This is a genomic window from Wenjunlia tyrosinilytica (assembly GCF_014646055.1).
In the GTDB taxonomy this organism is placed as follows: Bacteria; Actinomycetota; Actinomycetes; order Streptomycetales; family Streptomycetaceae; genus Wenjunlia; species Wenjunlia tyrosinilytica.
In genome coordinates, this window is the sequence record NZ_BMMS01000015.1 from 1 (window position 1) to 26,001 (window position 26,001).

The following is a 26,001-nucleotide window of genomic DNA, read 5'->3' on the forward strand; positions in this document are numbered from 1 at the left end:
CATTGGCGTGCGCGGCAAGCTCGGCGGGCGGCTCGAAACGCCGCTCCTCCTTCAACAGGTTGGCCAGGCTCTCGTTGCTCAACATCGCTCCTTGTTCCTTTGACCCGGGACGACGTCTCCGCAGGTCGGTGCAGTTTCATGGTCATGGGGTGCGCGGGCACGTGAACAGCCAAAGGTTCAGACCTTACGGTCCCGCCGCGCAATCGTTTCGGTCAGTGCGCGCCGATCCCCGTCAGGGCGCGGACCTCCAGCTCGCCGTGCTTGTCCTCGGCGTCGTCCTCCGGACGGGACAGCAGGGTGCCGAGCAGGCCCAGCAGGAAGCCGACCGGTATCGAGACCAGTCCGGGGTTCTCCAGCGGGAACCAGGCGAAGTCCGTGCCGGGCATCAGCGAGGTCGGCTTGCCGGAGACGACGGGTGAGAAGACGACGAGGACGACGGAGGCCGCCAGCCCGCCGTAGATGCCGCAGACCGCTCCCGCGGTGGTGAAGCGCTTCCAGAACAGGCTGTACAGCAGCGTGGGCAGATTGGCCGAGGCGGCGATCGCGAAGGCCAGCGCCACCAGTGCCGCCGTGTTGAGCTTGTCGGCGAAGAGCGCCAGCACCACGGCGACCGCCCCGATGGCCACCGCCGACCAGCGGGCCACCGACACCTCCTGCTTCTCGCTCACCCTGCCCTTGCGGATGACATGCGCGTACAGGTCGTGGGCGAACGAGGCGGAGGAGGCCAGGGTCAGTCCGGCCACGACGGCCAGGATGGTCGCGAAGGCGACGGAGGAGACCACGGCGAGCAGAAGGGCGCCCCCGCCGGAGCCGGGGCCGCCGCCCAGCATCTCGGCGAGCATCGGCGCCGCCGTCGTTCCGGCCGGGTTGGAGGCCGTGATCGCCTTGGGGCCGACCAGCGCCGCCGCGCCGAAGCCGAGGGCGATGGTCATCAGGTAGAAGACACCGATGATCACGATGGCCCAGTTCACCGACTTGCGTGCCACCTTGGCGGTGGGCACGGTGTAGAAGCGCACCAGGATGTGCGGCAGACCAGCGGTGCCGAGCACCAGCGCGAGCCCCAGGCTGACGAAGTCCAGGCGAGTGAGCGAGGTGGCGCCGTACTTCAGCCCCGGCTCGAGGAATGCGTCGCCCTTGCCGCTCGCCTCGGCCGCGGCTGCGAGGAGCGAGGAGAGATTCCACCCGAACCTGTTCATCACCAGCACGGTCACCAGGGCCGCACCGCCCATGAGGAGCGCCGCCTTGACGATCTGCACCCAGGTGGTGCCCTTCATCCCGCCGATCGTGACATAGAGGATCATCAGGGCGCCCACCGCCAGGATGATCCACTTCTTCGCCCCCTCGCCGGAGACCCCCAGCAGGAGCGCCACGAGCGAGCCCGCGCCGACCATCTGGGCGAGGAGGTAGACGATGGAGACCACGATCGTGGAGACACCCGCCGCCGTGCGCACCGGCCGCTGCCGCATCCGGAACGCCAGCACATCGGCCATGGTGAACCGTCCGGCGTTGCGCAGCGGTTCGGCGACCAGCAGGAGCGCCATCAGCCAGGCGACGAGGAAGCCGACGGAGTAGAGGAACCCGTCATAACCGAAGAGCGCGATCGAGCCCGCGATCCCGAGGAAGGACGCCGCGGACATGTAGTCGCCGGAGATGGCCAGGCCGTTCTGGAAGCCGGTGAACGATCTGCCGCCCGCGTAGAAGTCGGTGGTGTTCTTGTTCCGTCGGCTCGTCCACAGGGTGATGCCCAGCGTGACCGCCACGAAGACGAGGAACAGCCCGACGGTCAGGGCCCTGTTGTCCGAGGCGCCGGACGCGGAGAGCGCTGCCGTAGGAAGGCCGCTCATGCCGCTCACACCCCGTTCTTCGCGTCGGCGGGCCGGTTGTCGATGCGCTGGGTGAGCGCGGCCCGCCGTTCGGGCCCCGCCTCCTGGTCGACTCCCGCCTCCCCGTCGAGTCCCGCCTCCGACCTCAGCCAGTCGGCCACGGGATCGAGGCGCGCGTTGGCGAAGCGGGTGTACAGCCAGGCGATGGCGAAGGTGGAGGCGAACTGCGCCAGTCCGATGAGGAAGGCCGCATTGACGTTGCCGACGACCTTGGTGGCCACCAGGTGCGGTGCGTAGGTGCACAGCAGTACATAGAGGATGTAGAGGACCAGGAAGGCCGCGGTCATCGAGAAGGCGAACCGGCGGTAGGAGCGCCGCAGTTCGCCGAAGGCGCGGCTGTCGCGCACCGCCCCGAACACCGAGGACTCGGCGTCCTTCCCGGGCAGGGGCGGTGGGGCCGCGCCGGGTGCGCCACCACTGGCGCGCTGGTGCGGCAAGGACGTGCTGTGCATGGTTCTCCGTAGATCGCGTGGTGTTTCGTGCGGGCTGTGGCGGCTCGGCGCCCCCGAAGGAGGGGACCGGCGCATCCGCCCCGGTCGAGCGCTCGAGACGCGGGGGCCGCGCCGCGGCGGCGCGGCGGGCGCCCGGTTCGCTGGGGCACCGAGCCGGGCTTCACCGCGGGTGGTGGCGGCGCACGGTCACTCACCCCATCAGTGATCAGGGCGGCGCGGCCACTGAAGGAGGACCGTAAGATCCGGATGTTTCGGTCCCGGCCCGAGTCCCTTCGGTTTCGCGACGGGGTCACCGGGGCCATGCTGTGACCACACCGGCCGGGTGCCGTGACCCGGCCGTGAAGGGCGGGCCGTTCGCGAGGCCGTTCGCCCCTGGCCGGGCAGCGAGGCGCGCGATGTCCCGGGCATGCGAAAATCACGCGGACGTGTCAGGCCCGGAGTCCGCGTGCCATGAATGGGGAGGTGGGGCGCGGTGGTTCCTGCGCTGATCGGACGTGGCCGGGAGTTCGGCGCCCTGCGCGAACTCCTCGCCGGCCATGCCTCCGGCACTGCCTTCGTCCTGGTGCAGGGTGACTTCGGCAGCGGCAAGAGCACCCTGCTCCGAGCCCTGGTCACCGAGGCCCGGCGCGACGGCCTCACGGTGCTCATGGCGTGGGCGGACGCACTGGAGAGCGAGGTCCGGTTCGCCGTCGTCCGCCAGTTGTTCGAGGGATCGGGCGTCCGGACGAAGGCCGAGGACCCCGGGTCGCCCGGCGACGAGGCGGCCACGCTGAGCGAGCTGTACGGGCGGGTCGAGGACCTGGCCGCCCGGGGCCGTGTGGTCATCGCCGTGGACGACCTCCAGTGGGCGGACTCCTCGTCCCTGGAGTGGCTGCGCTACCTGATGCGCCGTGCCGACAGCCTGCCGCTCACCGTGATCGCCGCGCTCGGCCCCGGAGAGGCGGCGGAAGAGGACGCCCTCGGCGGTGCACTGGCCCTGCTGCGGGACCAGGTCCATCTGACCCCGCTGGACGAGGAGGCCGTCCACTCCTTGATGGGCGAGGCTCTGGGAGAGGTCCCGGACCGGTCGTTCTCCCGTGCCTGCCGCCTCATCACGGGAGGCAATCCTTACCTCCTCGAGGCGTTCCTGCGTGCCCTGCGGACCAAGGGGGCGACGGCCGACGAGAGCGAGGTGGCCGGGATCGTCCAGGACGTGCTGCCCGAGATCGGACCGGCCGTGCACGCGCTCGTGCGCACTCTGGGCGCCGACGCCGAGGCCACCGCCCAGGCGGTGGCGGTCCTCGGCGGCACCCAGCCCGTCGAGTTGATCGCGGGTGTCACCGCACTGCCGGAGCCCTCCGTCGAGGACGCCGTGCACGCGCTGGTGCGCGCCGGGCTCCTGACACGCTACGAGATCGGCGTGGCCTCCGCGTGCCCCCTCCTCGGCGCGGCCGTCGCCCACACCGTCCTGCCCAGCCGCCGCCAGGACTTCCACGCCCGCGCGGCCCATTTACTGCTCGGCCGGGCCGCCGCCCCCGAGGATGTCGCCGCCCACCTCGTACGAGGGCCGGTGGGCCATGACTGGGCGCCGGAAGCCCTGCGCAGGGCGGCCGTCGCCGCGGCCGACCGGGGTGCTCCCGACAGCGCGGTCGTCTATCTGCGCCGCGCTCTGAAGGAACCCGTGGACGAGCGGGACCGGGCGAGCCTGCTGGCGCTGCTCGGCGAGGCGGAACTCGACTCCAGCGTTCCGACGGCGGTGCGGGAACTGCGGCGAGGACTCCATCTTTCCGAGACACCGCAGGAGCGCACCGCCGCCGCCCGCCGCCTCGCGGGCGCGCTGGCCGCCCTCGACCGCTTCCCCGACGCGCTCGAGGTGCTCGGACGCACCAGCGAGGCCATCCGCCCCGTCGATCCCTTCTTCGCCCTGCGCCTGGAGATCGACTTCCTCTTCGCCAGCCTCTGCGAGGCCGCCTCGGCAGCGCGTGCCCACCCCCGCCTGATGGCGCTGGAGATGTCCGACGCCCAGGGGACCGCCGTCGAGCGCCCGCTCGCCGCCCTGCTCAGCCTGCGAGCGGCCATGGTGGGCGAATCGCCCGAAGAGGTCGTCGAACTGGCGCGCCTCGCCCTGAGCCGCGGGATGACCCCGGTGGACGACGAGTCGGTGGTCTACAACTGCGCGGTGCTGGGACTGGGTGCCGCGGGTCGGCCCGAACTGGCCCTGGGCTACGCGGATTCGGCCGTCGAGGAGGCCCGGGCCCGCGGCTCGGCCTTCCACTACGCCCACGCCATCAGCACCCGGGCGAACGCCAACTGCCGACTCGGCCGCCTCCAGGAGTGCCAGGCCGACGCGGAGGCCGCCCTGGAGGCGCTCCAGGAGATCGACGTCGAACTGCGCAACAGCCACAGCGTCTTCCCCGTCGCCACGCTCGCGGAATCCCTCATCAGGCAGGGCAAGACGGGCGACGCCGAGTCGCTGCTGGCACGCGGTGGACTCGGCGGAGTGCTCAACGCCCACTGGATCAACGACTACGTCCTGCTGGTCCGCGGCTGGCTGCGGATCGAGCAGGGGCGGCTCGAGGAGAGCCTCGCCGACTTCCTGCTGTGCGGGCTCAGGACGGCCACCCGCCATATGCCCAGCCCCGGGTTCTACCCCTGGAGGTCGGAGGCGGCGCTGGTGCACTCCATGCTGGGGCAGAGCGAGCAGGCCAGGGCGCTCGCCGAGGAGGAGTTGACGCTTGCCCGGCAGTGGGGCGTCCCCGAGATGATCGGAGTGGCCCTGCGGGCGCTGGGCGTGGTGACCGGCGGACACGAAGGGCTGCGCCTGCTCGGTGAGTCGGTGGAGGTCCTGGAGAAGACACCCGCGCGCTTCCGGTACACACAGGCCCTCGCCGACCTGGGCGCCCTGTCGATCGCCTGCGGAAAGCCGGCCGAAGGGCGCGGGCAGCTCCAGGAAGCGGTCAGCGCGGCCCACGCCTGCGGTGCGGGGGTGGTCGCCGAGCAGGCGCTCGGTGAACTGCGGGCCCTCGGTGACCGCCCCCGGACCCGGACCTTCCACGGAGTCGACGCGCTCACCCCTACGGAGCGCCGGGTCGCCGGGCTGGCCGCTGACGGCATGACCAACCGTGAGATCGCTCAGCACCTCTTCGTGGGTCTGAGGACCGTGGAGGTCCACCTCACCAACACCTATGGGAAGTTGGGCATCGAGGGACGCCAGGGGCTGGCGCAGGCGCTCTGCTGACTCGACTCATCGACTCATCGACTCATCGACCGCCGACCGACGCCGCCGGTCGGCGGTGGGCAAGTGAATTCAATGGGCTCATCGCACCGCCGTCGCCACGGAATGCCGGACCCTGATCCTCCGGCCCCCTGATCTTCGTGAGCGGATCGACGTGAGCGGATCGGCGGTGAACGCAGGGAATTCTTCCTCCGGGACGATGAATTCATCGGCCGACCCGGAAGATCAGAATATCGGAAGCGGCGCGGCGGATTCCGCGAACCGCGGTACCCGGGCCGCATGAAGCCGGGCACCCGGGCGGGCCGCAACACCGGTCCGGCGGGCGTCCCCCGGCCGTGTCCTCCAGCACAGCAGCCCAGCCGTCCCCCGGGCAAGAGGGGGCGTCCACCTGTTGCCAATATTTCGGTACCCGCCGTGCGTCCTTTCGGTACCGAATACCAACGCGACACGCTTTCAAAGGAATTCGACAACGCGGATATCTCCTGCTTAGCATTCCCGGTATCCGGCTTCCGATGCAAAGGCCCGGTGAATTTCCTACCGTCCCCCGTACGAGCCGACACCGGCGAGGAGTTTCCGTGGTGACCAAGGCAGAGCCCTTCTGTACCGTGGCCGTTGTCGGAGCGGGCGCGGCCGGCACGATGACCGCCACTCGCCTGCTGGACGAGGCCGTCGCCCGCCAGCAACCGCTCAGTGTTCTGCTCGTGGACCCGGCGCAGGCCGTCGGCCGCGGGAGCGCGTACTGCACCGTCGACGAGCGGCACCTGCTCAACATCCCCGCCGGATGCATGAGCGCCGAGCCGGACGAGCCCGACGACTTCCTGCGGTGGCTGGAGGAACGCTCGACGGTGGACGGGCAGCCCGTCCGCCCGGGCGTGTTCGCCCAGCGCCGCCAGTTCGGTGAGTACCTGGCCGAGCGACTGTGGGCCTGTGCGGAGCGCGCCCGCCGCGCCTCCACGGTCGCCCGCCTGATCCGCGTACGCGACCGTGTCGTGCACGCCGAGCCCGGTCCGCGGGGCGGTCTGACGCTGCGTCTGGACAGCGGTATGGCCCTCGAGGCGGACGCCGCGGTCCTCGCCCTCGGAAGCCACGCCCCCGGAACGGACTGGGCGCCGGTCGCGCTCAAGGAGTCACCGGCCTTCGTCGCCGACCCCTGGGCCCCCGGCGCCCTGGACCGAGTGCCCACCGACACCGCCGTCCTGCTCGTCGGCACCGGGCTGACCATGGTCGATGTGGCCCTGACGCTGGAGCGGCCCGGCAGGACCGTGCACGCGGTCTCCCGCCGCGGCCTGCTCCCCGCCGTCCACGCCGAGCGTCCGGTGACCGTCGCTGCGCCGTGCCTGGAGCCGTACAAGGAGCCCGGGGGGCCCGGCCCGGCCGGGAGCACCGGCCTGGACACCCTGCGCACCGCGGTCCTTCGGCATGTCGTGCGCACCGTGCGCGCCCGGGGCGACTGGCGGCCCGCGCTGGACTCCCTGCGCCCGCTGACCGCCGCGCTGTGGCAGCGGCTGCCCGAAAGGGACCGGGCGAGGTTCCTGGAGTCCGACGCCCGGGTGTGGGAGGTGCACCGCCACCGGATGCCTGCCGCCACCGCCGAGCGGCTGGGCGCCGCGCGTGCCGGCGGGCGGGTCGAGGTCAGGGCCGGACAGGTCGCCGCCGCGGAGGAGTACGGACAGGCGCTGCGGGTGACCTTCGACGACGGCACCCGCCTGACCGTCGGCGCGGTGGTCAACTGCACCGGCCCGCAGTCGGATGTACGCCGCGTCGGCGACCCTCTGCTGGACTCCTTGCGCGAAAGCGGCCTCGCCCGTGTCGGGCCCGCGGGGCTCGGGCTGGACACCGGGGCGGACGGGCGGGTCCTGAGCAGGGTCGCGCCACCGCTGTGGACGTTGGGCGCCCTGCGGCGGGGCAATCTGTGGGAGACCACGGCCGTTCCCGAGATACGTGCGCAGGCCGCCGAGGTCGCCGTCGCGGTCCTCGACGCCCTGGTCACCGCGAGCCCCGCCCGGCGCCCCAAGCCCACCGACCGGTACGGGCTGCGGCTGACCACCACCGCCGAGGCGGCCGCCGCCTACAACGTCGCACTGGAGAGGGTCCTGCGCGTCGGGGCTGGAGCGCAGGAGTGCTTCGCCGAGGCCGTCGCCGCGGACCCCGGTTTCGCCCTCGGCCATGCCGCCCTGGCCCTGCTCGGCCACGAATGGGGATCGGGCGTCGATGTGCCCCGGGCCCTGGCCGCCGCCGTGCGCACCGCCTACCACGGCACGGACGCCCGTGAACGCAGCTTCGTGCACGCCGTGGCCCAGCGGGTGACCGGCACCGAGAGCGAGGGCGCGGCGGCCCTGCTGAACCACATCAAGGAGCATCCGCGCGACGCGCTGGCCGTCAGTGCGGCCGTGCCCACCATCTCCTTCGGCGGCGTCACCTGCGGCGAGCAGACCTGGGCCCTGGTGGAGGGCCTGGCCGGCGCCTACGGCGGCGACTGGTGGTACCGCAGCCAACTGGCCTTCGTACGGCAGGACCAGGGGCGGTGGTACCAGGCCGAGTCCCTGGCGGTCCTCGCGCTCGCCGAGGAGCCCGCGTCCGGCCACGCCGTGCACGCCCGCGCCCATGTCGACTACGAGACCGGCCACCACGCCGACGGGCTGGGCTTCTTGGACCTGTGGATCAAGGACTACGGCCCGGAGGCCGCCGACCGCGCCCACTTCAGCTGGCACGCCGCACTCCACGAACTCATGCTGTGCAGGCCCGACGCGGTCCGCACCCGCTACCTCTCCGAACTGGCCCCGCCCGCCGTCACCGGCGCCCGCGCCCTGGTGGACTCGGGCTCGCTGCTGTGGCGCTGCCGGACCACCGACTCGTGGGACGGGCAACTGCCGGCCGCGCCGGTCATCGCCGCCGCCCCCGAGAGCTGGCTGCACGCCCCTCCCACCTCGTTCGCGGCACTGCACGCGGCCGTCGCCCTCGCGGCGGACGAGGATCTCGCGGGCCTTGCCAGGCTCCGCCGTTACGCCGAGCGCCACACCCTGGAGGTCTTCCGCGAGGTGGTGGTGCCCCTGTGCTCGGCGCTGGCCCTCGTGGTGGGCAGCGACTGGCGCCGCGCCGTTCCCACGCTGCGCTCACTGCTGCCCCGCCTGACCGCCCTGGGCGGCAGCGCGGCGCAGCGCGAGATCGTCGAGGAGACCCTCCTGTACGCGCTGACCCGCTCCGGCCGCTGCGCGGAGGCGGCGGCCCTGCTCGACCGGCGACTGGACCGCCGCCCGTCCCCGCTGGACCGCCAACGCCTCACCGCGCTGGCGTGACCAGCCCGTTCATCGGTGGAGTGACCGGCGGCCGGTGAGGGGCCGGACGCGCCTTACGGCCGGGGGTCGGCGCTCGATCCGGTGACGGCGCCGCTGAGGGCTCGGACCTCGGCGCGGCTGGTGACGCGGCGGGTGAACTCCTCGGTGGGCGGTGACGCCCCCGTCCTGGCGCTCGATCCATCCGTCGGGGGTGGGTGCTGCAGTGGCCGAGCCCGCTCCTGTCGAGCCGGCGTGCCGCCAGGTCCAGATGCCTGCTCCCGGCCTGGGCCTCGAAGAGCTCCACGCACTGGGCGCCGGTGAACGGGCTGCCCGGCGGGACCGGTTCCGCGGAGGGTCGCGCGCCCACGGGCGCCAACTCCGCCACCGCCGACCGGAAACGCTCGCCGACGACCTGCCACGGCTCACTCATCGCGTCTCCCGTCGTCCTCGGCTCGTCCCCGGGACCCGCTCTTTCCCTGTTCCTTGATCGTGCCCCACGGATTCCAGCCCCCGGACGTCCTCGGCTCCGGGGCGGCGCCGTCGCTCCCGCGCCCCGCTGGGCTCCCGCGCCCCGCTGGGCTCCCGCGCCTCGCTGGGCTCCCGCGCCTCGCTGGGCTCCGGTACCGCGCTGTGCTCCGGTGCCGCCCCTCGTCAGGGGCCGACGGTGCCGTCCACGTACACCCATGCGTCGTCGTGGCGCACGAAGCGGCTGTTCTCGTGCATCGAGCCCGCGCGGCCGCGCTCGCTGTAGTGGGCGCGGAACTCCACCGTGCCCTCGTCGCGGAACGGGCCGCCGTCGGTGCTGCCCAGGATCTCCAGGCGCAGCCAACGCAGCCCGGGGTCGAAGTCGATGCCGGGCGGGCGGGTGGAGGGGTGCCAGCTGCGGAGCAGGTAGGCCTCGTCGCGGACGGCGAAGGCGCTGAACCGCGAGCGCATCAACTGCTCGGGGGTCGCCGCCCGCTCCTGGCCGCGGTGCAGTCGGCCGCAGCAGTCGTCGTAGGACGAGGGCAGCCCGCAGGGGCAGGCCGCCGGGGTGGGGCGGGCCCGCTGCGGGCGTGGCGTGCGTCGGGACATGGCCCCATTGTCCTGGTCAGGTCTCGTCGAGGGCCAGCCAGGTGGCGACGGCCTCGGCGATGGGCTGGCCGGTCGCGAGCTGGATGAAGCCGAACTGGCCGCCCTGGTTGCACTCCAGGAACCACCAGGTGCCCTCGTTGTCCTCGGCGAAGTCGAAGGCGCCGTAGGCGAGCCGTGCGGCGCGCATGTAGGCCCGCACGGCCTGCGCTATGCGGGCGGGCATCTCGGCGGCTTCCCAGGTGTGGTCGTTCTCCGCGAAGCGACCGTCCACTTGGCCGGGGTCCGAGGCCTTGCGGGCGGCGAACATCTGCTCGCCGACACAGGTCAGGCGTATGTCGGCGAGCTTGGGGATGTGCTGCTGGAGCAGGGTGGGACCGGCCGCGACCTCGGTGAAGTCCACATCCGGTGGGATGCGGGTGGTGGGAAGCGCCATCGGCGGGTCGGTCGGGTGTGTTCCGGAGATCGGCTTGACGATGAGGTCCTGGTGGTTCTCGGCGAACTGCCGCGCCACCTTGGGGAAGGTGGTGATCACCGTGGCGGGCACGGCGAAGCCCGACCGGTGGGCGGCCTGGAGCTGCCACGGCTTGTAGCGGGCCCGGGCGGCCGCGTCGGGGTGGTTCATCCACCGGGCATCGGTGCATCGCAGCACCCCGTACAGGGCCTGCTCGCACTCGGCGGTGACCCATGCGGTCTGCTCGGTGACATCGGCTCCGGGCGTACCCGGCCTGCGCACCCATATCGAGCGCAGACCGCACATACTCACCAGACGTCCGGAAGTCGACAGATGTCCGTGGAAGTCGCCTCTGACGTACTCCGCCGACAGGGCTACCTCGCCGGGCAGATCGGCGGGGTCGAGGCGGACGAGCGGGACGCCCCGCTCATGCAGTTCGGTGACGACCATGTCCGCCGTCACGTCCTGCTTGCAGGTCAGGACCAGCACTGTCATCGGCGGTCAGTCGTCGAAATGCGTCTTGGAACCGGCGGTCGAGACGGTGGCACCGCTCGCCAGCAGCACCTCCCGCTCGCAGGCGGCCGGGCGCCCGTCGGACAGTACGTTCAGCTGGCGTGTCGAGTCGTAGGCGTAGGGAGGGGCGGCCGGTGTGGGCGCTGCCGGTCGGGCGTAGTTCAAGGCGAATGGTCGCATGGTCTTTCCTTCTCTTCGGGGGTGCTGCTGATGTGCTGGCGGCGCTTGGCCGCGCGGGCGGGCAGGGACATGCCGGTGGCGCACGACTGGAGGACGGAGTCCACCACCTTTCGTTCGCGTTCGCGGGTGTTGCAACCAGGGCCCTCGCCCTGTTGCCCGTTCTATGCCTTCTGCCGTCGATCTCACGCACGTAGCGATACGTATCCGCGGAGGAGTCTGCTCGCTACTGCGAGTAATCCCCCCCTGCTGTACGGAGTCGAACGTTCTGTATGACGCGCGGGAGCCGAGAAGGTTCCCTCGAACTCCCAGTCAATACTGGGTCGGTGGCGCTTTTCATGCGATATCCGGCTGATGGTCGCAGGTGTGCGGTCCGGTGTGCGACAGGGGCGGAGCCTACTATGGCGGTGTACTTCATTTGACTCTGTGTAGTTATCGGGGCGCCGCTGAGACACTGTTGCTCGCTCAGTCTCGGGGCAAACGGGGTCGTGATGGGGCTCGCATGGAAACGGGATTCCCGGATTCCGCTCCGCGTCGGCGGTCCGCGGGGCGGCGGACGACGGACGTGAGCGTGCGCCGGCCCCGCCGGCCACTGGGGCGGCGGGACCGGCGCGACGGGAGTTCTCCGGGGCGGCCGGGCCGGGCTGGGCGAGCGCTCAGGCGGGGCGGGCGATCCGGGCGGCTGAGGTGCCGAGCCCCGTGGGGCCGCCGAGGGCCCGGACCGTGCCGCCGCGGCCGAGGAGCACCGACTCCTTGTAGCGGTGGCAGCCCTGGTGCCAGGTCAGGATCCCGGACAGCCAGTTCTGGAGTTCCAGGACATACCCGTCCAGGATGTCGCGAGCCTGCGAACCCAGGTCGAAGTCGTCGTACAGGACGGGGAGTTCGTGCGCCGCGACATGCTGGAACTGGAGCATGCGCGAGGTCATCAGATCGTGCACGATGTCCAGGGCCGTCGGGTAGTCGCAGTTGAAGAAGTTCTGGACGACCAGGACGCCGTTGTGCACCTCGCCATCGAACTCGATCTCCTTCTGGTAGGAGAAGACGTCGTTCATCAGGCAGGCGTAGTCGGCGGCGGCGTTCTCCAGGGACCGCATCGGTCCGCTCCGGTAGATCTCGGGCGGGACCTGCTGCCCGTGCGCCAGTCGGCACAGGCTCATCGTGAGGTCGGAGCCGAAGGTCGCCCGGCGCATCTCGATGTAGTCGACCGGATCGGGGATGCGGTTCTGCGCCTGGTTGGCGAGCTCCCACAGCCAACTGGCGGTCATGTCCTCGATGGCGTCGCGGAATCGGCGGCGTGCGTCCGCCTCCATCGGGCCCGCCGTGCGGGACCACAGATCGGCGAGTCCCCGCTCCAGCGCGTTCGCCGGGGCGGGAGCGGCCGAGGCGTCGAGGGGCATGAACGCCGAGAGCCTGTCGTTGCACACCTTCGCCCCGGCCAGGTCACCGGTCCGGCCGAAGACGGCGGGGAAGTAGTCGTCGCCGTAGGTCCCCCAGGTCAGCCAGCCGGAGGTCAGGTTCAACTCGTCCGAGGACGCGTCCGGATGAATGCCCGCCGAGCACAGCGGGAAGTCGAAGCCCATGAGCTTGCCTTCGTCCCAGACGCCGGAGCCCGGGACGCCGGGCTGGGCCTCCAGCATCCCCATCCGGCGCGCCCAGTCGACCACATGCTTGCGCGAGGCCCCCAGATGGGGGCTCAGCCGGGTCGTGAAGGGCATGAAGAAGTCCGGCAGCAGCGAAGGGCCGACCCTGCGGTGCGGGACACTGGTGAGGCTGCGGATCCGTGCCGCGATCGGTCCCGCGGACGCCCTGATGCCGGCCGCCGAGGTGCCCAGCCCGCTCGGGAGGAAGGGCGAGCGCCGGGTGGCGGGGGAGGAGGCCGCGCCGCCGTTCATGTAGCGGCTGGAGCGCATGTGCCACTCATGTCCGCCGGACTGCCAGTCCTGGAGCCCCTTGACGTAGGCCAGCACGTCCGCGCAGGACTGCGGATCCAGTCCGTGCTCGGCGAACAGGGGAGCGAGCTCGGTCAGGGCTGTGTTCTCGAACTGCTGGAGCCGGGAGGTGAGAAGGTCATTGACCGCGTCGGCGGCCTCCTGGGTCGTGCAGTCGAGGAAGGTCTCCAGGACCAGGACGCCATTGCTGAGCTCGCCCTCCTCCTCGGTCTCGCGCTGGTAGGAGAACAGGTCGTTGCGCAGGTGCACCCCGTCGGCGAATGTGTCCCTGAGCACCCTCATCGGCCGTGAGCCGGCGATCGACGCCGGGACCTCGGCCCCCACCGCGTGCTCGATGAGCCCGGCCGACCAGGGAGCCCCGCCGACCTTGCGGCGCATCTCGATGTACTCGACGGGGTTGGGGATGCGGTGGGCGTTGATGTTGGAGAGCTCCCACAGCGACTCGTTGAGGAGGTTCTCGGTGCTCTCGGCGAAGCGTGCCCTCCAGTCCATCGACATGCTGGGCACGGTGCGGGCCCACAGATCGGCCAGGCCCGCCTCCACGGGATTGGTGGGCTCGGGGGGCTCGGCGGCCGAGTCCATCGGCATGAAGGCCGCGAGCCGGTCCAGGTACTCCTTGCCGCCCTCGCGGTCCTGGGTGCGCTTGAACGCCTCGAGGAAGTGGTCGTCGAAGAAGAACACCCACACGTACCAGTCGGTCACCAGGGACAGTTCGGGCCCGGAGGCGTCGGGGTGGGTGTAGGCGCACAGCAGGGCGTAGTCGTGCGCTTCGAGATCCCCCTGTGTCCAGATGCCCGAGCCCTCCAGCATCCCCATGTCCCGGGCCCATTGCCCGGAATGCGCCCTCGCCTCCTCGAGGTTGGGGTTGAGTCGTGCCGGATACGGCATGTAGAAGTCCGGCAGTTGAAAAGGCTGTGTCACTGCTGTCCGGCCTTTCTGCGCTTTCTGCGAATCGTTGAACGCACTGCTGTGGTGAACGCACTGCTGGGGTGAATGCCCGCCGCGGTGAGAAGGCACGCGGATCCGCGCGTGGTGAAATGGCCGCTCCCCCGAATTGCCCGCCCCCGCCCCTGCCCCCGACCCCTGTCCCCGGTGCTGTCCTTGCGCCCCCTGGTCCCCGGTGGTGAACTCGTACCGCCCCCTCAACGGCTGAACTCGTGTCATCCGGTTCGGCTGAGCACTACCCCGGGGACTCGGCGGCTATCCGAGCGCAGAAATAGTCATATCAACGTGATGCAATTTCCTCGTGGCCTTCATGCAGATCATCAAGGCCGCGTCAAGGTTGCCGGGTCAGGCGTATCCGATGCGTCATGGCCATATGCGACCGACCGGTTGGGCTCTAGTGTCCAGATGTGACCAGCTATGAACGAGCCCGGGGCCGTCGGCACGGCCACGAGGTGGTCGAGGACCGCAACTGGGCGGCCGAGCGCCGCTGCGCGGTTCAGTGCGGCGCCGCGCTGACCGGCATGCTGGTGCTGCTGGACTGGGTGTCCGGCGGCCTCGACCCGGTGCGCTGCGTGTGCTGGACCGCCCTCGGGGTCGGCGTCGGAGCCGTCATGCTGCCCGACCGGATCAGCGCCGGCCGCCACTGGCTGTCCACCCGCAACGGGCTGGGCACCCACCGGGTGCGCATCGACGTCCTCACCTCGGTGCGTGCCTCGCCGGGCCGCACCGGCGCGGTGGTGCTCCATGACGTCTTCGGCGGCCGCGCGGTCGTCGACGTCGATGTGCTGGTCAACAACCCCCAGCTGTGGCACCGGCTCGACACCGGTATCCGGCACTCCGAGGAGGCCGGGACACTGCACCCGTGCCGCACCGACGCCACCTTGCTCCTCACCATCGCCGACAAGGTGGACTACGAGTTGGCGCGCCGCATTTTCGCCGCCTCGGACATTCGCTGACAATGCGCCGGTGACTTTGTGTCCGGTCATGGACGCACGGTCACCAGCGGACTTGACGACACGCGCTCTGGGGAATCTTGACGCGCCCTTAACGCCTTTCCCCCCTTCGGTGGCCGTTTCGGGCCTCGCGCCATGCCTAGGATCCTGGGACGAAGAGCGGCCCAGCGGTGCCGGGCATTCCCGGATGACCGCCTTTCGCGTGTGCGCGTGGCAGTCTCTTCGGCGGTTGTGTGATCGGCGGAACGACAAGGAGTGCAAGGTGGCATCCTCCACCGGGGCGGGTGCCTCGTCGGATGTGCGGCAGCGCCTTCGGGCGTGGTTGCTCGAGGGCCTGACCGACATGGCCAAGCAGCAACCGGGCCCGCACGCCGAACCCGCGGGCGAGCGCACGCACAGCTGGTGGAGGGTGATGTGCCTCACCGGCCTGGACTACTTCTCGACCCTGGGCTACCAGCCGGGCATCGCCGCCCTGGCGGCCGGACTGCTCTCCCCGCTGGCCACGGTGGTCCTGGTGGCGGTCACCCTGGCGGGCGCGCTCCCCGTGTACCGCCGGGTGGCCGAGGAGAGCCCCCACGGCGAGGGCTCGATCGCCATGCTCGAGCGGCTGCTGACCTTCTGGAAGGGCAAGTTGTTCGTGCTGGCGCTGCTGGGCTTCGCGGCGACGGACTTCCTCATCACCATCACGCTCTCCGCGGCCGACGCCACCGCCCACCTGGTGGAGAACCCGCATCTGACCGGCACGCTGCACGGTCACCAGGTCGCCATCACGCTCGTACTCGTCGCCGCGCTGGGCGCGGTGTTCCTCAAGGGGTTCACCGAGGCCATCGGCATCTCGGTCGTCCTCGTCGGGACCTACCTCGCGCTCAACGTCGTGGTCGTGGCGGTCGGCCTGTGGCACGTGATCTCCTCGCCGCACCTGGTCGTCGACTGGAGCCATGCGCTGACCGCCGAACACGGCAGCCCGCTCGTCATGGTGGGCCTTGCCCTGCTGGTCTTCCCCAAGCTGGCCCTGGGCCTGTCGGGCTTCGAGACCGGCGTGGCCGTCATGCCGCACATCGAAGGCGGCCCCGAGGGCACCGAGGAGCGCCCGCTCCGCCGAATCCAGGGGGCCAAGAAACTGCTGACCACGGCCGCGGTCATCATGAGTGTCTTCCTGATCACCAGCAGCCTGATCACCACCCTGCTCATCCCCCAGAAGGAGTTCGACCCCGGTGGCGAGGCCAACGGCCGCGCCCTGGCCTACCTGGCCCACCAGTACCTGGGCTCCGCCTTCGGCAGCGTCTACGACGTCTCCACCATCGCCATCCTGTGGTTCGCCGGCGCCTCGGCCATGGCGGGCCTGCTCAATCTGATGCCCCGCTATCTGCCCCGCTACGGAATGGCGCCGCACTGGGCACGGGCCGTGCGGCCGATGGTCCTGGTCTTCATCGCTGTGGCCTTCCTGGTGACCTGGATCTTCAAGGCGGATGTGGACGCGCAGGGAGGCGCGTACGCCACCGGTGTGCTCGTGCTCATCACCTCAGCGGCGATCGCGGTGACCATCGCGGCACGTCGCGCCGGGCAGCGCGGCTGGACGACCGGCTTCGGCGCCATCTCGTTGATCTTCCTCTACACCACGGGGGCCAATGTGGTGGAGCGGCCGGACGGTGTGAAGATCGGTGCGTGCTTCATCGCGGGGATCGTCGCGGTCTCGCTGCTGTCCCGGCTCACCCGCGCCTTCGAACTGCGGGTGACCAGTGTGGTCCTGGACACCATGGCCTCGCGTTTCGTCCATGACATCGCCCACCGCAAGATCCGGTTCATCGCCAACAAGCCGGAGCGCCGCGACCTCGCCGAGTACCGCGACAAGCTCCAGCAGATCCGGACCGACAACGACATCCCGGCCGACGAGGACTTCGTCTTCGTGGAGGTCACCGTCCGCGACCCCTCGGACTTCGAGACCGAGCTCAATGTGCGCGGTGAGGTGCTGCACGGGCGCTACCGGGTGCTGACCCTGCAGAGCGCCACCATCCCCAACGCGCTCGCGGCACTTGTGCTGCATGTGCGGGACGAGACCGGGGGGCTGCCGCACATCTACTTCGAGTGGACCGAGGGCAATCCGCTGGCCCAGTTCCTGCGGTTCTTCCTCTTCGGTCAGGGCGAGGTGGCCCCGGTGACCCGGGAGGTGCTGCGCGAGGCCGAACCCGACCGCGGCCGCCGCCCCCGGGTCCACGTCGGCTGACGCGCGGGCGGGACCGGGCTTCCGGGCGGGCGCCGGGCCACGGCGGGCAGTTGCCGCTATCGGGGTCCGGCCAGGCCCGCCGCGCCTCGGCGCGGCGTTCGGGAACCCCGTTCCGCTGCGCGTCCGTCAACGACCTCGTGATCGCCGAGGACGAAAGGCGCATCTGCCTCTGAGCCGCCCTTCGCCGGGCCCCGGCCCTTTCTCGCCGGGCCTTTTCTCACCGGGCCGTCCCTGCCCGGGCCGCCGCGGCCGAAGCGGTCCGCCGGCCGGCCTTCCCGGTTCGGAAAGCCTTCGCAGGCACTGGCGTCTCATGCGTGTCTCACAGGTGTCTCATACGTAGCGGTACGGCTGGACCGGCTCGGGCAGGACGAGGACGACGGGCGGCGGCACGGACAGGACCGCCCAGCACCGCTTTCCCGACGCCGTGGACTCCTCGCCGCGCGACAGGCACAGGGCGTCGATGAGGGTCAGACCGCGCCCGCCCTCGTCGTCCGGGGTCGCCACGCGGGGCCGGGGCAGGACGTGGTTGCTGTCGAAGACCTCGACGATGAGCCGGTCGTGGTCCAGGTCGGCACCGGCCGTCAGCCATCCTCCCGCGTGGACGAGCCCGTTCGTCAACAGCTCCGAAGCCACCAGCTCGATCCGGTGGGAGAGGCTGTCGTCCAGCTCGACCCCCCAGGACCGCACCGCGGCGACGATCCGGCGCCGGGCCGTGCGCACTGCCGGCGGGGTAGCCGCGAAAGGGAACCTCAGGCTGGTCCGGGGCATGGCAGACCGCAACTCCTCGGAAGATCGGGGGCGGTCTCCACTACTACAGGGCGGTGGGCCGCCGTGGTGGCCACGTTGCGCTGATGGCGAAGGTTGGCCACTGCGCCATGGCGCCGTCCCGTGACGCAAGGACGCCACTGGCAACGCGGCGCCGCCGACCGCCCACCGGGCGGAGTAGACCGGTCAGGACGCCGCCGCAGCCGGCTCGTCCGGACCCGACCGGCGATCCGAGCACCGCCCGCGGCCGCCCAGGTCTGCCCATGCAGTCTGCCCATGGCCGGTGGCCGGAGCACACCTCACCGTGCTCCCGGCCGCCTCCGAGAAGGTGGGAGCCCGCCTTGTACATGTCCACGATCGGCCTCCAGCGCGGGGGCACGGCCGGAAAGGGCCGCCGCCGCGGGATCGCGGCGGTCGGCACGAACGTCCTCGCGCTGGGCGCGGTCAGCCTGGTCACCGACATCTCCTCCGAGATGGTGACCGCCGTCCTCCCCCTGTACTTCGTGCTCACCCTGCAGATGAGCCCGGCCGTCTACGGGGTGGTGGACGGTCTGTACACCGGCGCCACCGCGCTCCTGCGCCTGGTCGGGGGCTATGTCGCCGACCGCGCCCGCAGGCGCAAGGCGGTCGCGGGCATCGGCTACGGCGTCTCGGCCGCCGCCAAGCTGGGACTGCTGGCGGCGGGCGGGTCGGTGCCCGCGATCGGCGCCGTCATCGTCGCCGACCGCGCGGGCAAGGGCCTGCGCACCGCTCCTCGTGACGCGCTGATCACGCTGTCCGCCCCGGACGCGGGCCTGGGCCGGGCCTTCGGTCTGCACCGCGCGATGGACAGCGTGGGCGCCTTCGCCGGACCGCTGGTCGCCCTCGGGGTGCTGGCGCTGGTGGGCGCGCAGTCCCCGGGCGCGTTCGACGCGGTCTTCGTGACCAGCTTCTGCGTCGCCGCGGCGGCCGTCGTGATCCTCGTCCTGTTCGTCCGTGACCGCCGCGAGGCGCGACCACCGGCGCACTGCGTCTCACCGGCCGCGGCCTTCGCCCTCCTGCGCGACGCCCGGGTGCGCGCACTGCTCGCCGCCGCCTGCCTGCTGGGACTGGCCACCATCGGCGACGGCTTCGTCTACCTGCTGCTCATGCGGCGTGAGGAGTTCGGCACGGGCTGGTTCCCGCTGCTGGCGGTCGGCGCCAACCTCTCCTACCTCCTGCTCGCCGCCCCGTTCGGCACACTCGCCGACCGCTTCGGGCGGCTGCCGGTCGTGCTGGGCGGGTACGGCGGCCTGCTCGCCGTCTACCTGCTGCTGTTCTGCCCGCTCTCGGGTGCGGCGATCACCATCCTCACGCTCGCCCTGTACGGAGGGTTCTACGCCGCGACCGACGGCGTGCTGATGGCGCTGGCCGCACCGGTGCTGCCCAAGGCGCTGCGTACGACCGGGATCGCCCTCATCCAGACCGGGCAGGCGCTGGCCTACTTCGCCTCGTCCGTCGGCTTCGGGCTCGCCTGGCACTCCTGGGGGCCGGCCGCCGCGACCAGGATGGCCGCGGGCGCGGTCCTGCTCGCAGTCGCCCTCACGGCGGTCCTGCTCGTGCGCCCCACGGCGTCCGGCGAGGGAGCGCGCGCATGACCCGGCCCATGACCCCGCCCGCGACCCGGCGCAACCGCCTGGTCGCCGCCGCCCTGTGCTTCGCCGCGCTCGCCGCCGTGGCGGTCGTCTCCATCGCCACCGCCGCCGGGCAGGGCCGTGAGGCGTCCCGGGCGGGGGAGCGTGGCGCCGTCTCCCTCGCCCCCGGTCCCAGGATCGTCGCCCGCAGCACCGCGCGGGAGACCAAAAACCATCTGATCGCGGTGTCGGCCGACGACCCCCGCGGGAGGAAGTCGATGGCGCCACTGACCTGCGCCCGCCTGTACGCCTCCGGCGGAACGGGGCTGTGCCTGCGTCTCGACGGCGACCTGACGACATATCAACTCGTCGTGCTCGGCGCCGATCTGAGGCCCAGGCGCGACATCCCCCTCGTCGGCGTGCCCAACCGCGCCAGGGTCTCACCCAGCGGGCGCATGGTGACGTGGACCGTGTTCGTCACCGGTGACTCCTACAACGGCGGGCGGTTCTCCACCCGTGTCGGCATGCTCGACACAGTGACCCAGCAACTCGTTCCGACTCTCGAGGACTGGTCGGTCACCGTGGGCGGCAAACCCTACAAGGCGGCCGACCTGAACTTCTGGGGGGTGACCTTCACCGCGGACGACCGGCGGTTCTACGCGACCATGTCCACCGCCGGGCACCGCTACCTGGTGGAGGGCGACATCGCATCCCGGAGCGTGCGCACCCTCAGGGAGAACGTCGAGTGCCCCTCGCTGTCCCCCGACGGCAGGCGGCTGGCGTTCAAATCCGCCGTGGACGGCGATCCCGGGCACGGCTGGCGGCTGTCCGTCCTCGATCTGGCCACCCTGCGCGAGACCGGACTGGCGGAGCACCGCAGTGTGGACGACCAGGCGGCGTGGATCGACTCGGGCACGGTGGCGTACGGGATCCGGCGCGGCCACGGCAACGCCGACGTGTGGCGGGTGCCCGCCGACGGCTCGGGGCACCCGAGGGTGCTCATCCCCGACGCGGAGTCGCCCGCGGCGCTGGGCTGATGCCGTTCATGTCCGGCGAGGGGGCCGCTGTCAGATCCAGCCCTTGCGGGCCGCGTACAGGGCGAGTTGGAAGCGGGTCGCGGCCCCCGCGCTGCTGTTGAGCTGCTCCAGATGGCGAGAGAGCGTGCGCCTGCTGATGCCGAGCAGTTCGGCGATCGTCTCGTCGGTGACCCCGCTGCCGAGCAGTTCCAGGATCCGCCGCTGGACCGGGCGCAGCGCGGAGGGCACCCTGTCCCCGAAGTGCAGGGGGAAGGCCGAGCGCCAGGAGGCCTCGAACAGCCCCGTGAGGGCGGACAGCAGGCTCGAGGGCCGCACGATGAGCATGGAGTCGTTGACCTCGGCCTCGACGAACGACATCGAGACGATGGCCACCCGCCGGTCGAAGATCGTGAGCTTCACGGGGACCGTGGGCAGTACCCGGGCCTGCTCACCCGCGGCGATGCACGGTTTGATGTTGCAGGCGTAGTAGTCGGCGTTCTGGACCGAGGACTTGGAGTAGACCACCCGGTACTCGACACCGCGCTCGAGGTTGCTCACCTCGGTCTCGTTCGGGGTCCCGTTCGTGTGGTACGGGGGAGAGTCGAAGCGCAGGACCTCCGCGTCCGCCGAGCCCTCGGCGTGGTGGATGCGCTCCACGATCTGCGGCCCGGTGACCACCTCCACCAGGTCCTCGGTCGCCTGCGGATGCACCGAACGGCGATACGTCTGGTAGGCGTTGGCCGCGGCGATCTGCGCCCGGTGGAGCTCGGCCGACCGGACATGGGCGAGGTGCTCCAGGGCGATGGTCGGCTCGGTCGGGGCGACGGCCTCGCGGTGGGGCCCCGAGCCGGTCCTCGCGGCCAGGCCCAGCTCGATCAGGTGGGCGACGGCCGTCGCCGCGTCGGCCTCCCCGTGGCCGGCCAGTGCCTCGGCCAGGTCGGCGACCGCGGTCGGGCCCATGTCGAGCAGTGCCACGTAGACGAGCGCCTCGGGGTCGGAGAGTCCGAGACGGCGCAGTGATCTCGGCAGGTCCTCGTCACTCATGCTGATCTCTCTCAGCCGTTGTCGCCGCTGTCCGGGAGGGACGGGTGAGACGGCAGACGCTACCACTCGACCTCACCCCCGAAGGGGCGCCGCCTTCTCATAGAATCGCCGGATGAATTCCTCCGGAGACGCCCCCGAGGCCGACGGCGCGCTGAGTGTGCTGCGGCGTGTGTTCGGCTACGACTCGTTCCGGGGAGGGCAGCAGGAGATCATCGAGCATGTGATCGCCGGTGGCGACGCCCTGGTGCTGATGCCGACCGGCGGCGGCAAGTCGCTGTGCTACCAGATCCCCGCGCTGGTGCGAAAGGGCGTCGGCGTCGTCGTCTCGCCGCTCATCGCGCTCATGCAGGACCAGGTCGACGCGCTCAGGGCGCTGGGTGTGCGGGCGGGATTCCTCAACTCCAGCCAGGACTTCGACGAACGCCGCCTGGTCGAGGCCGAGTTCCTCGCCGGTGAGCTGGACCTGCTCTACCTGGCGCCGGAGCGTCTCAGGGTCGACTCCACGCTGAGACTCCTCGAGCGCGGCACGATCTCGCTGTTCGCGATCGACGAGGCACACTGCGTCGCCCAGTGGGGGCACGACTTCCGGCCCGACTACCTCCAGCTGTCGTCACTGCACGAGCGCTGGCCGGACGTCCCCCGTATCGCGCTGACCGCGACCGCCACCGAGGCCACCCACGCCGAGATCGCCTCCCGGCTGAATCTCGGGGACGCGCGGCACTTCGTGGCGAGCTTCGACCGCCCGAACATCCAGTACCGCATCGTGCCCAAGAGCGAGCCCAAGCGGCAGCTGCTGGAACTGCTGCGCACCGAGCACGACGGCGACGCGGGCGTCGTCTACTGCCTCTCGCGGGCCTCGGTGGAGAAGACCGCCCAGTTCCTGGTGGAGCAGGGCATCGACGCCGTGCCGTACCACGCGGGGCTGGACGCGCGCACCCGCGCCGGGCACCAGGCCCGCTTCCTGCGCGAGGACGGTGTGATCGTCGTCGCCACCATCGCTTTCGGCATGGGCATCGACAAGCCCGACGTGCGCTTCGTCGCCCACCTCGACCTGCCCAAGTCCGTCGAGGGCTACTACCAGGAGACGGGCCGCGCCGGACGGGACGGCCTGCCCTCGACCGCCTGGCTGGCCTACGGCCTCCAGGACGTGGTCCAGCAGCGCAAGCTGATCGACACCTCCGAGGGCGACGACGCCCACCGCCGCAAGCTGGCCACCCACCTGGACGCCATGCTGGCGCTGTGCGAGGCGGCCGACTGCCGGCGGGTGCGACTGCTCGCCTACTTCGGCCAGGCGAGCCCGCCCTGCGGCAACTGCGACACCTGCCTCACCCCGCCGAAGTCGTGGGACGGCACGATCGCCGCCCAGAAGTTCCTGTCCACCGTGGTCCGGCTCAAGCGTGAGCGCGGGCAGAAGTTCGGGGCGGGGCAGATCATCGACATCCTGCTCGGCAAGAAGACGGCCAAGGTCATCCAGTTCGACCACGACGCCCTGAGTGTGTTCGGTATCGGTGCCGATCTGCGTGAGGGGCAGTGGCGGGGCGTCGCGCGGCAGTTGCTGGCGCAGGCACTGCTGGCCGTGGAGGGCGACTACGGCACGCTGGTGCTCACCGAGGCCAGTGCGCAGGTGCTGGGGGGACAGCGCAAGGTCACCCTGCGGGAGGAGCCCGAGCGTCCGGGACGGGCGGCGAAGGCGGCCAAGCCCGCGAAGGCGGGCAAGGGGCGCGCCGCCGTGGTCGTCGATCTGCCCGAGGAGGCGCTGGCCGTCTTCGAGCAGCTGCGTTCCTGGCGCGCGGCCACGGCCAAGGAGCAGGGAGTGCCCGCGTATGTGATCTTCCACGACGCGACGCTCCGCGAGATCGCGGCGGCCCCGCCGTCGAGTCTGACCGAACTCGCCGCGGTGAGCGGCGTGGGCGAGAGCAAGCTGGAGAAGTACGGGCAGCAGATCCTGGAGCTCCTCGCGCCCTGAGACCGAAGGCCCGGGCCGCGGGCAGCCCTGCCCTCAGCCCGGAGCCGGTCGGCCATACGCCAACGGCCGTGCGTCAACGGCCGTGCGTCAGCGTCAGCATGCCAACGGCAGCACGCCAACGGCCGTGCGGTGCAAGGTGCCCGGCGCCGACGGGGAGGAGCCACCGGCAACTCCCCGTCGGCGCCGAGCGTCAGAACACGCCCTGGCCCGGGACCAGGACGCCCAGCGGGTCGTAGCGGTGCCGGGCCGCGGCGAACCGCGGCCAGACGGGGCCGTACTGCCTGCGCCAGTCGGCGTGGCGGAACGGGATCGAGCCCACCGGGTACTGGGTGCCCCCGGCGTCCCGCACGGTCTCGAACGCCCGGCGGTTGGCCCTCAGCAGCCGCGCCACCGCGTCTTCGTCGTCCGGTGGGCAGGTGCGCAGCACGGCCAGCAGGTACGGCACCGGATCGTCGGGCATGCGCAGCAGAGGGGTGTGCAGGCGTTCGCGGATCAGCGGGTAGAGCAGGACGACACCGGCCGGCCCCACGTCGTCCGGTGTGAGGGCGCTCAGGATGGGCCCGGCGACGGACTCGGCCTCGTCACCGGGCAGCAGCAGATTCAGCCACGGGTGGGCATAGGCCCACAGGCCCGCCGCCTTCAGCGCCTCCACCGCGGGGGCGAGGCGGTTCAGGAAGTCGAAGTAGTCGAGTGTCTCCTTCTGCACCCCGGAGGGGTTGAAGCGCAGGCCCCGCAGCAGCTCGGTGTCGTCCGGCTCAGGTCCGGCGGGCGGGCCGTAGGCGACGGCTTCGAGCACATAGCCGTTGAAAGCGCCCTGCGCGTCGGGGGCGATCTGCCCCTCGACGTACGCGAAGCGGCGCTCCTCGACAAGGCGGCGCTGGTCCTCGAGGAAGGTCCGCAGGCTGTTGTAGGGGAGCAGGTAGTGCCGTACCGTCCTCGGCGCGGTGACCAGCCGGATCGTCGCCCCGACGACGATCGCGCACTGGCCGAGCCCGGCGAGCACGGCATGGAACAGGTCGGGGTGACGGCTCGCCGAGCAGCGCACCAACTCCCCAGCACCGGTCACGACCTGAAGTGCCGTCACATTGTCGACCTGGGCGCCGTGCCGATGCGTCTGGCCGCCGAGGCCGCCGACCGACAGGGTTCCGCCGACGGACAGCTCGAGGTAGTCGGTGAAGACCGCGGGAGTGAGGCCGTGCTCCAGGGTCGCCCGCACGACGTCGCTCCACCTGGCGCCCGCGCCCACGGCCACCGAGTGCGGGCCCACGGCCACCGAGTGCGGGCCCACGGTCCCGATCCGATCGAGCGGCGTGGTCTCGATGACGAGCCCGCCCTCGACCTGCGCCTGGCCGAAGGTCGCGTGGCCCTGGCCGCGCGGGGCCGTCTTCAGTCCGTGCGTGTTGCAGAACCTGACCATCGTGACGACGTCGGAGACCGACCCGGGCCGCAGGACGGCGGTGGGGCGCCGGTGGACGATGTGGCCGAAGTCGTCGGCGGCCTGACTCAGTGAGGCGTCGTCGGTGAGGAGGGTCCCGTCCAGCGGCGGGACGTCCACCAGGGAGTTGTGGTTGGCGGAACGATCCGCCTGCTTCTTCGGGGAGGCCGGAACCCAGCTGCGTGCGAGCGGGTCGAAGCCGATCACCGCGACGCCTGCGGCCAAGCCGTGCAAAACGTTTCGTCTGGTCGGTTCCAGGGGCATGCAAGCCCTCCTCGGGCTGATTTCGGCCGGGTGCGATTCCTCATCAGTGCCACCGCCTGGGCCGGAATCAAGCCCCAGGAGTGATCGAGATGCTACCGATGGAGACGATCATCGGAAGGCATTCACGCGAATGAGTGAGCGCTGAACCTCTGGGAAAGTGACGGGCAGGACCGCCACCCGGGACCCGCGTCAGGCGGGTTCGTCGTGGGCCTCGACGATGCGGCTGAGCTGCCCGCGGGAGTTGATGCCCAACTTGCCGAAGATGTGGCGCAGATGCGTGCTGACGGTGTGCGGGGAGAGGAAGAGCCGCTCGGCCGCCTCACGGTTGGTGGAGCCGAGCGCGATCTCGCGGGCGATCCGGACCTCCTGACGGGTCAGCAGCTCCCAGCGATCCGGTTCGGGTTCGGGAGCCGTGGTGCCGACAGCGGTCGAACCGGCGTCCGGCCCGGCGGCCGACGGCTGCTGGGCCGCCACTCGTTCGCTCCCGTGTCCAAGTGGCCCACTCGTGTCCCGCAATCCGTGCCCCTGCCCCCGCCGTCCGCGTACCGCCGCCGGACGCCCGAGTGCCCGAAGCACGCGGTCCACCGGCTCGAGCACCTGTGTGCACAAGGTACTTTGCCGCCGGGGCAGTCGAGGCGGCAGGGCGGCCGGGTCGGAGTGGGCCGGGTCGGGTCGGAGCGGGCCGGAGCGCGGAGCGGGGCGGAGCGCTCAAGGCAGTTGAGGCACCGGGCGGGGCGGGCGTGCGCACGGTGCGGAGGGTGGGGTCGGCACGGAGGCGGAGGGCGGTGGCCGGGACAGCGGAAGCCGCC

17 protein-coding genes are annotated in these 26,001 nt (G+C 71.4%); 7 read left to right on the forward strand and 10 right to left on the reverse strand.

All coding sequences use genetic code 11. The annotated features are described in order from the left end of the window. Positions 1-212 precede the first annotated feature (212 nt). Positions 213-1,844, reverse strand: a complete 1,632-nt coding sequence (locus tag IEY86_RS17965) for a monocarboxylic acid transporter (protein ID WP_189132753.1) — start codon at positions 1,842-1,844, stop codon at positions 213-215. Between the two features lie 5 nt (positions 1,845-1,849). Continuing rightward, positions 1,850-2,335 carry a DUF485 domain-containing protein gene (locus IEY86_RS17970; RefSeq protein ID WP_189132754.1) on the reverse strand — a complete coding sequence of 162 codons (486 nt, stop codon included), beginning with the start codon at positions 2,333-2,335 and terminating at the stop codon, positions 1,850-1,852. 472 nt (positions 2,336-2,807) lie between these two features. On the opposite strand from IEY86_RS17970, the gene IEY86_RS17975 reads away from it, so the two are divergent. Beyond that, positions 2,808-5,552: a helix-turn-helix transcriptional regulator gene (locus tag IEY86_RS17975; protein WP_189132755.1), complete on the forward strand. Its 2,745-nt coding sequence runs from the start codon at positions 2,808-2,810 to the stop codon at positions 5,550-5,552. Positions 5,553-6,124: 572 nt separating this feature from the next. Continuing rightward, positions 6,125-8,845 carry an FAD/NAD(P)-binding protein gene (locus IEY86_RS17980; RefSeq protein ID WP_265804904.1) on the forward strand — a complete coding sequence of 907 codons (2,721 nt, stop codon included), beginning with the start codon at positions 6,125-6,127 and terminating at the stop codon, positions 8,843-8,845. 630 nt (positions 8,846-9,475) lie between these two features. On the opposite strand, the gene IEY86_RS17985 is transcribed toward IEY86_RS17980, so the two are convergent. The 4 genes from IEY86_RS17985 to IEY86_RS18000 all read right to left on the reverse strand — a co-directional run bounded on the left by IEY86_RS17985 (position 9,476) and on the right by IEY86_RS18000 (position 13,909). Next, a complete protein-coding gene (locus IEY86_RS17985) occupies positions 9,476-9,898 on the reverse strand; it encodes a YchJ family protein (RefSeq protein ID WP_189132757.1) in 423 nt (140 codons plus the stop codon). A 16-nt stretch (positions 9,899-9,914) separates the two neighbouring features. After that, on the reverse strand, positions 9,915-10,844 hold the full coding sequence (gene tgmB, locus IEY86_RS17990; RefSeq protein ID WP_189132758.1) for an ATP-grasp ribosomal peptide maturase: 930 nt from the start codon (positions 10,842-10,844) through the stop codon (positions 9,915-9,917). Positions 10,845-10,850: 6 nt separating this feature from the next. Next, on the reverse strand, positions 10,851-11,042 hold the full coding sequence (gene tgmA, locus IEY86_RS17995) for a putative ATP-grasp-modified RiPP (RefSeq protein WP_189132759.1): 192 nt from the start codon (positions 11,040-11,042) through the stop codon (positions 10,851-10,853). Between the two features lie 653 nt (positions 11,043-11,695). Then, a complete protein-coding gene (locus IEY86_RS18000) occupies positions 11,696-13,909 on the reverse strand; it encodes a family 2 encapsulin nanocompartment cargo protein terpene cyclase (RefSeq protein ID WP_189132760.1) in 2,214 nt (737 codons plus the stop codon). 431 nt (positions 13,910-14,340) lie between these two features. On the opposite strand from IEY86_RS18000, the gene IEY86_RS18005 reads away from it, so the two are divergent. Continuing rightward, complete coding sequence (locus tag IEY86_RS18005; RefSeq protein ID WP_189132761.1) at positions 14,341-14,889, forward strand: hypothetical protein; 549 nt, start codon at positions 14,341-14,343, stop codon at positions 14,887-14,889. 259 nt (positions 14,890-15,148) lie between these two features. Continuing rightward, positions 15,149-17,110, forward strand: coding sequence for an APC family permease (locus IEY86_RS18010; protein WP_189132762.1), 1,962 nt, complete (start codon positions 15,149-15,151; stop codon positions 17,108-17,110). 330 nt (positions 17,111-17,440) lie between these two features. On the opposite strand, the gene IEY86_RS18015 is transcribed toward IEY86_RS18010, so the two are convergent. Beyond that, positions 17,441-17,878, reverse strand: coding sequence for an ATP-binding protein (locus tag IEY86_RS18015; RefSeq protein WP_373287048.1), 438 nt, complete (start codon positions 17,876-17,878; stop codon positions 17,441-17,443). 344 nt (positions 17,879-18,222) lie between these two features. Between IEY86_RS18015 and IEY86_RS18020 the strand changes: the two genes are divergently transcribed. Both IEY86_RS18020 and IEY86_RS18025 read left to right on the forward strand, forming a co-directional pair. Further along, positions 18,223-19,491 (forward strand): MFS transporter, encoded by a 1,269-nt coding sequence (locus tag IEY86_RS18020; RefSeq protein WP_189132763.1) that lies wholly within the window; start codon positions 18,223-18,225, stop codon positions 19,489-19,491. After that, the gene (locus tag IEY86_RS18025) at positions 19,488-20,504 is read left to right on the forward strand and encodes a TolB-like translocation protein (protein WP_229698536.1); all 1,017 of its coding nucleotides are present in this window, start codon (positions 19,488-19,490) and stop codon (positions 20,502-20,504) included. The genes IEY86_RS18020 and IEY86_RS18025 overlap by 4 nt, the downstream gene beginning before the upstream one ends. Before the next feature lie 30 nt (positions 20,505-20,534). On the opposite strand, the gene IEY86_RS18030 is transcribed toward IEY86_RS18025, so the two are convergent. Further along, positions 20,535-21,527, reverse strand: coding sequence for a helix-turn-helix transcriptional regulator (locus tag IEY86_RS18030; protein WP_189132764.1), 993 nt, complete (start codon positions 21,525-21,527; stop codon positions 20,535-20,537). Positions 21,528-21,639: 112 nt separating this feature from the next. On the opposite strand from IEY86_RS18030, the gene recQ reads away from it, so the two are divergent. Beyond that, on the forward strand, positions 21,640-23,493 hold the full coding sequence (gene recQ, locus IEY86_RS18035) for a DNA helicase RecQ (protein WP_189132765.1): 1,854 nt from the start codon (positions 21,640-21,642) through the stop codon (positions 23,491-23,493). A 190-nt stretch (positions 23,494-23,683) separates the two neighbouring features. On the opposite strand, the gene IEY86_RS18040 is transcribed toward recQ, so the two are convergent. Both IEY86_RS18040 and IEY86_RS36540 read right to left on the reverse strand, forming a co-directional pair. Further along, complete coding sequence (locus tag IEY86_RS18040; RefSeq protein ID WP_229698537.1) at positions 23,684-25,153, reverse strand: FAD-binding protein; 1,470 nt, start codon at positions 25,151-25,153, stop codon at positions 23,684-23,686. A 228-nt stretch (positions 25,154-25,381) separates the two neighbouring features. Further along, positions 25,382-25,666 carry a response regulator transcription factor gene (locus IEY86_RS36540; RefSeq protein ID WP_229698538.1) on the reverse strand — a complete coding sequence of 95 codons (285 nt, stop codon included), beginning with the start codon at positions 25,664-25,666 and terminating at the stop codon, positions 25,382-25,384. Between the last annotated feature and the right edge of the window lie 335 nt (positions 25,667-26,001).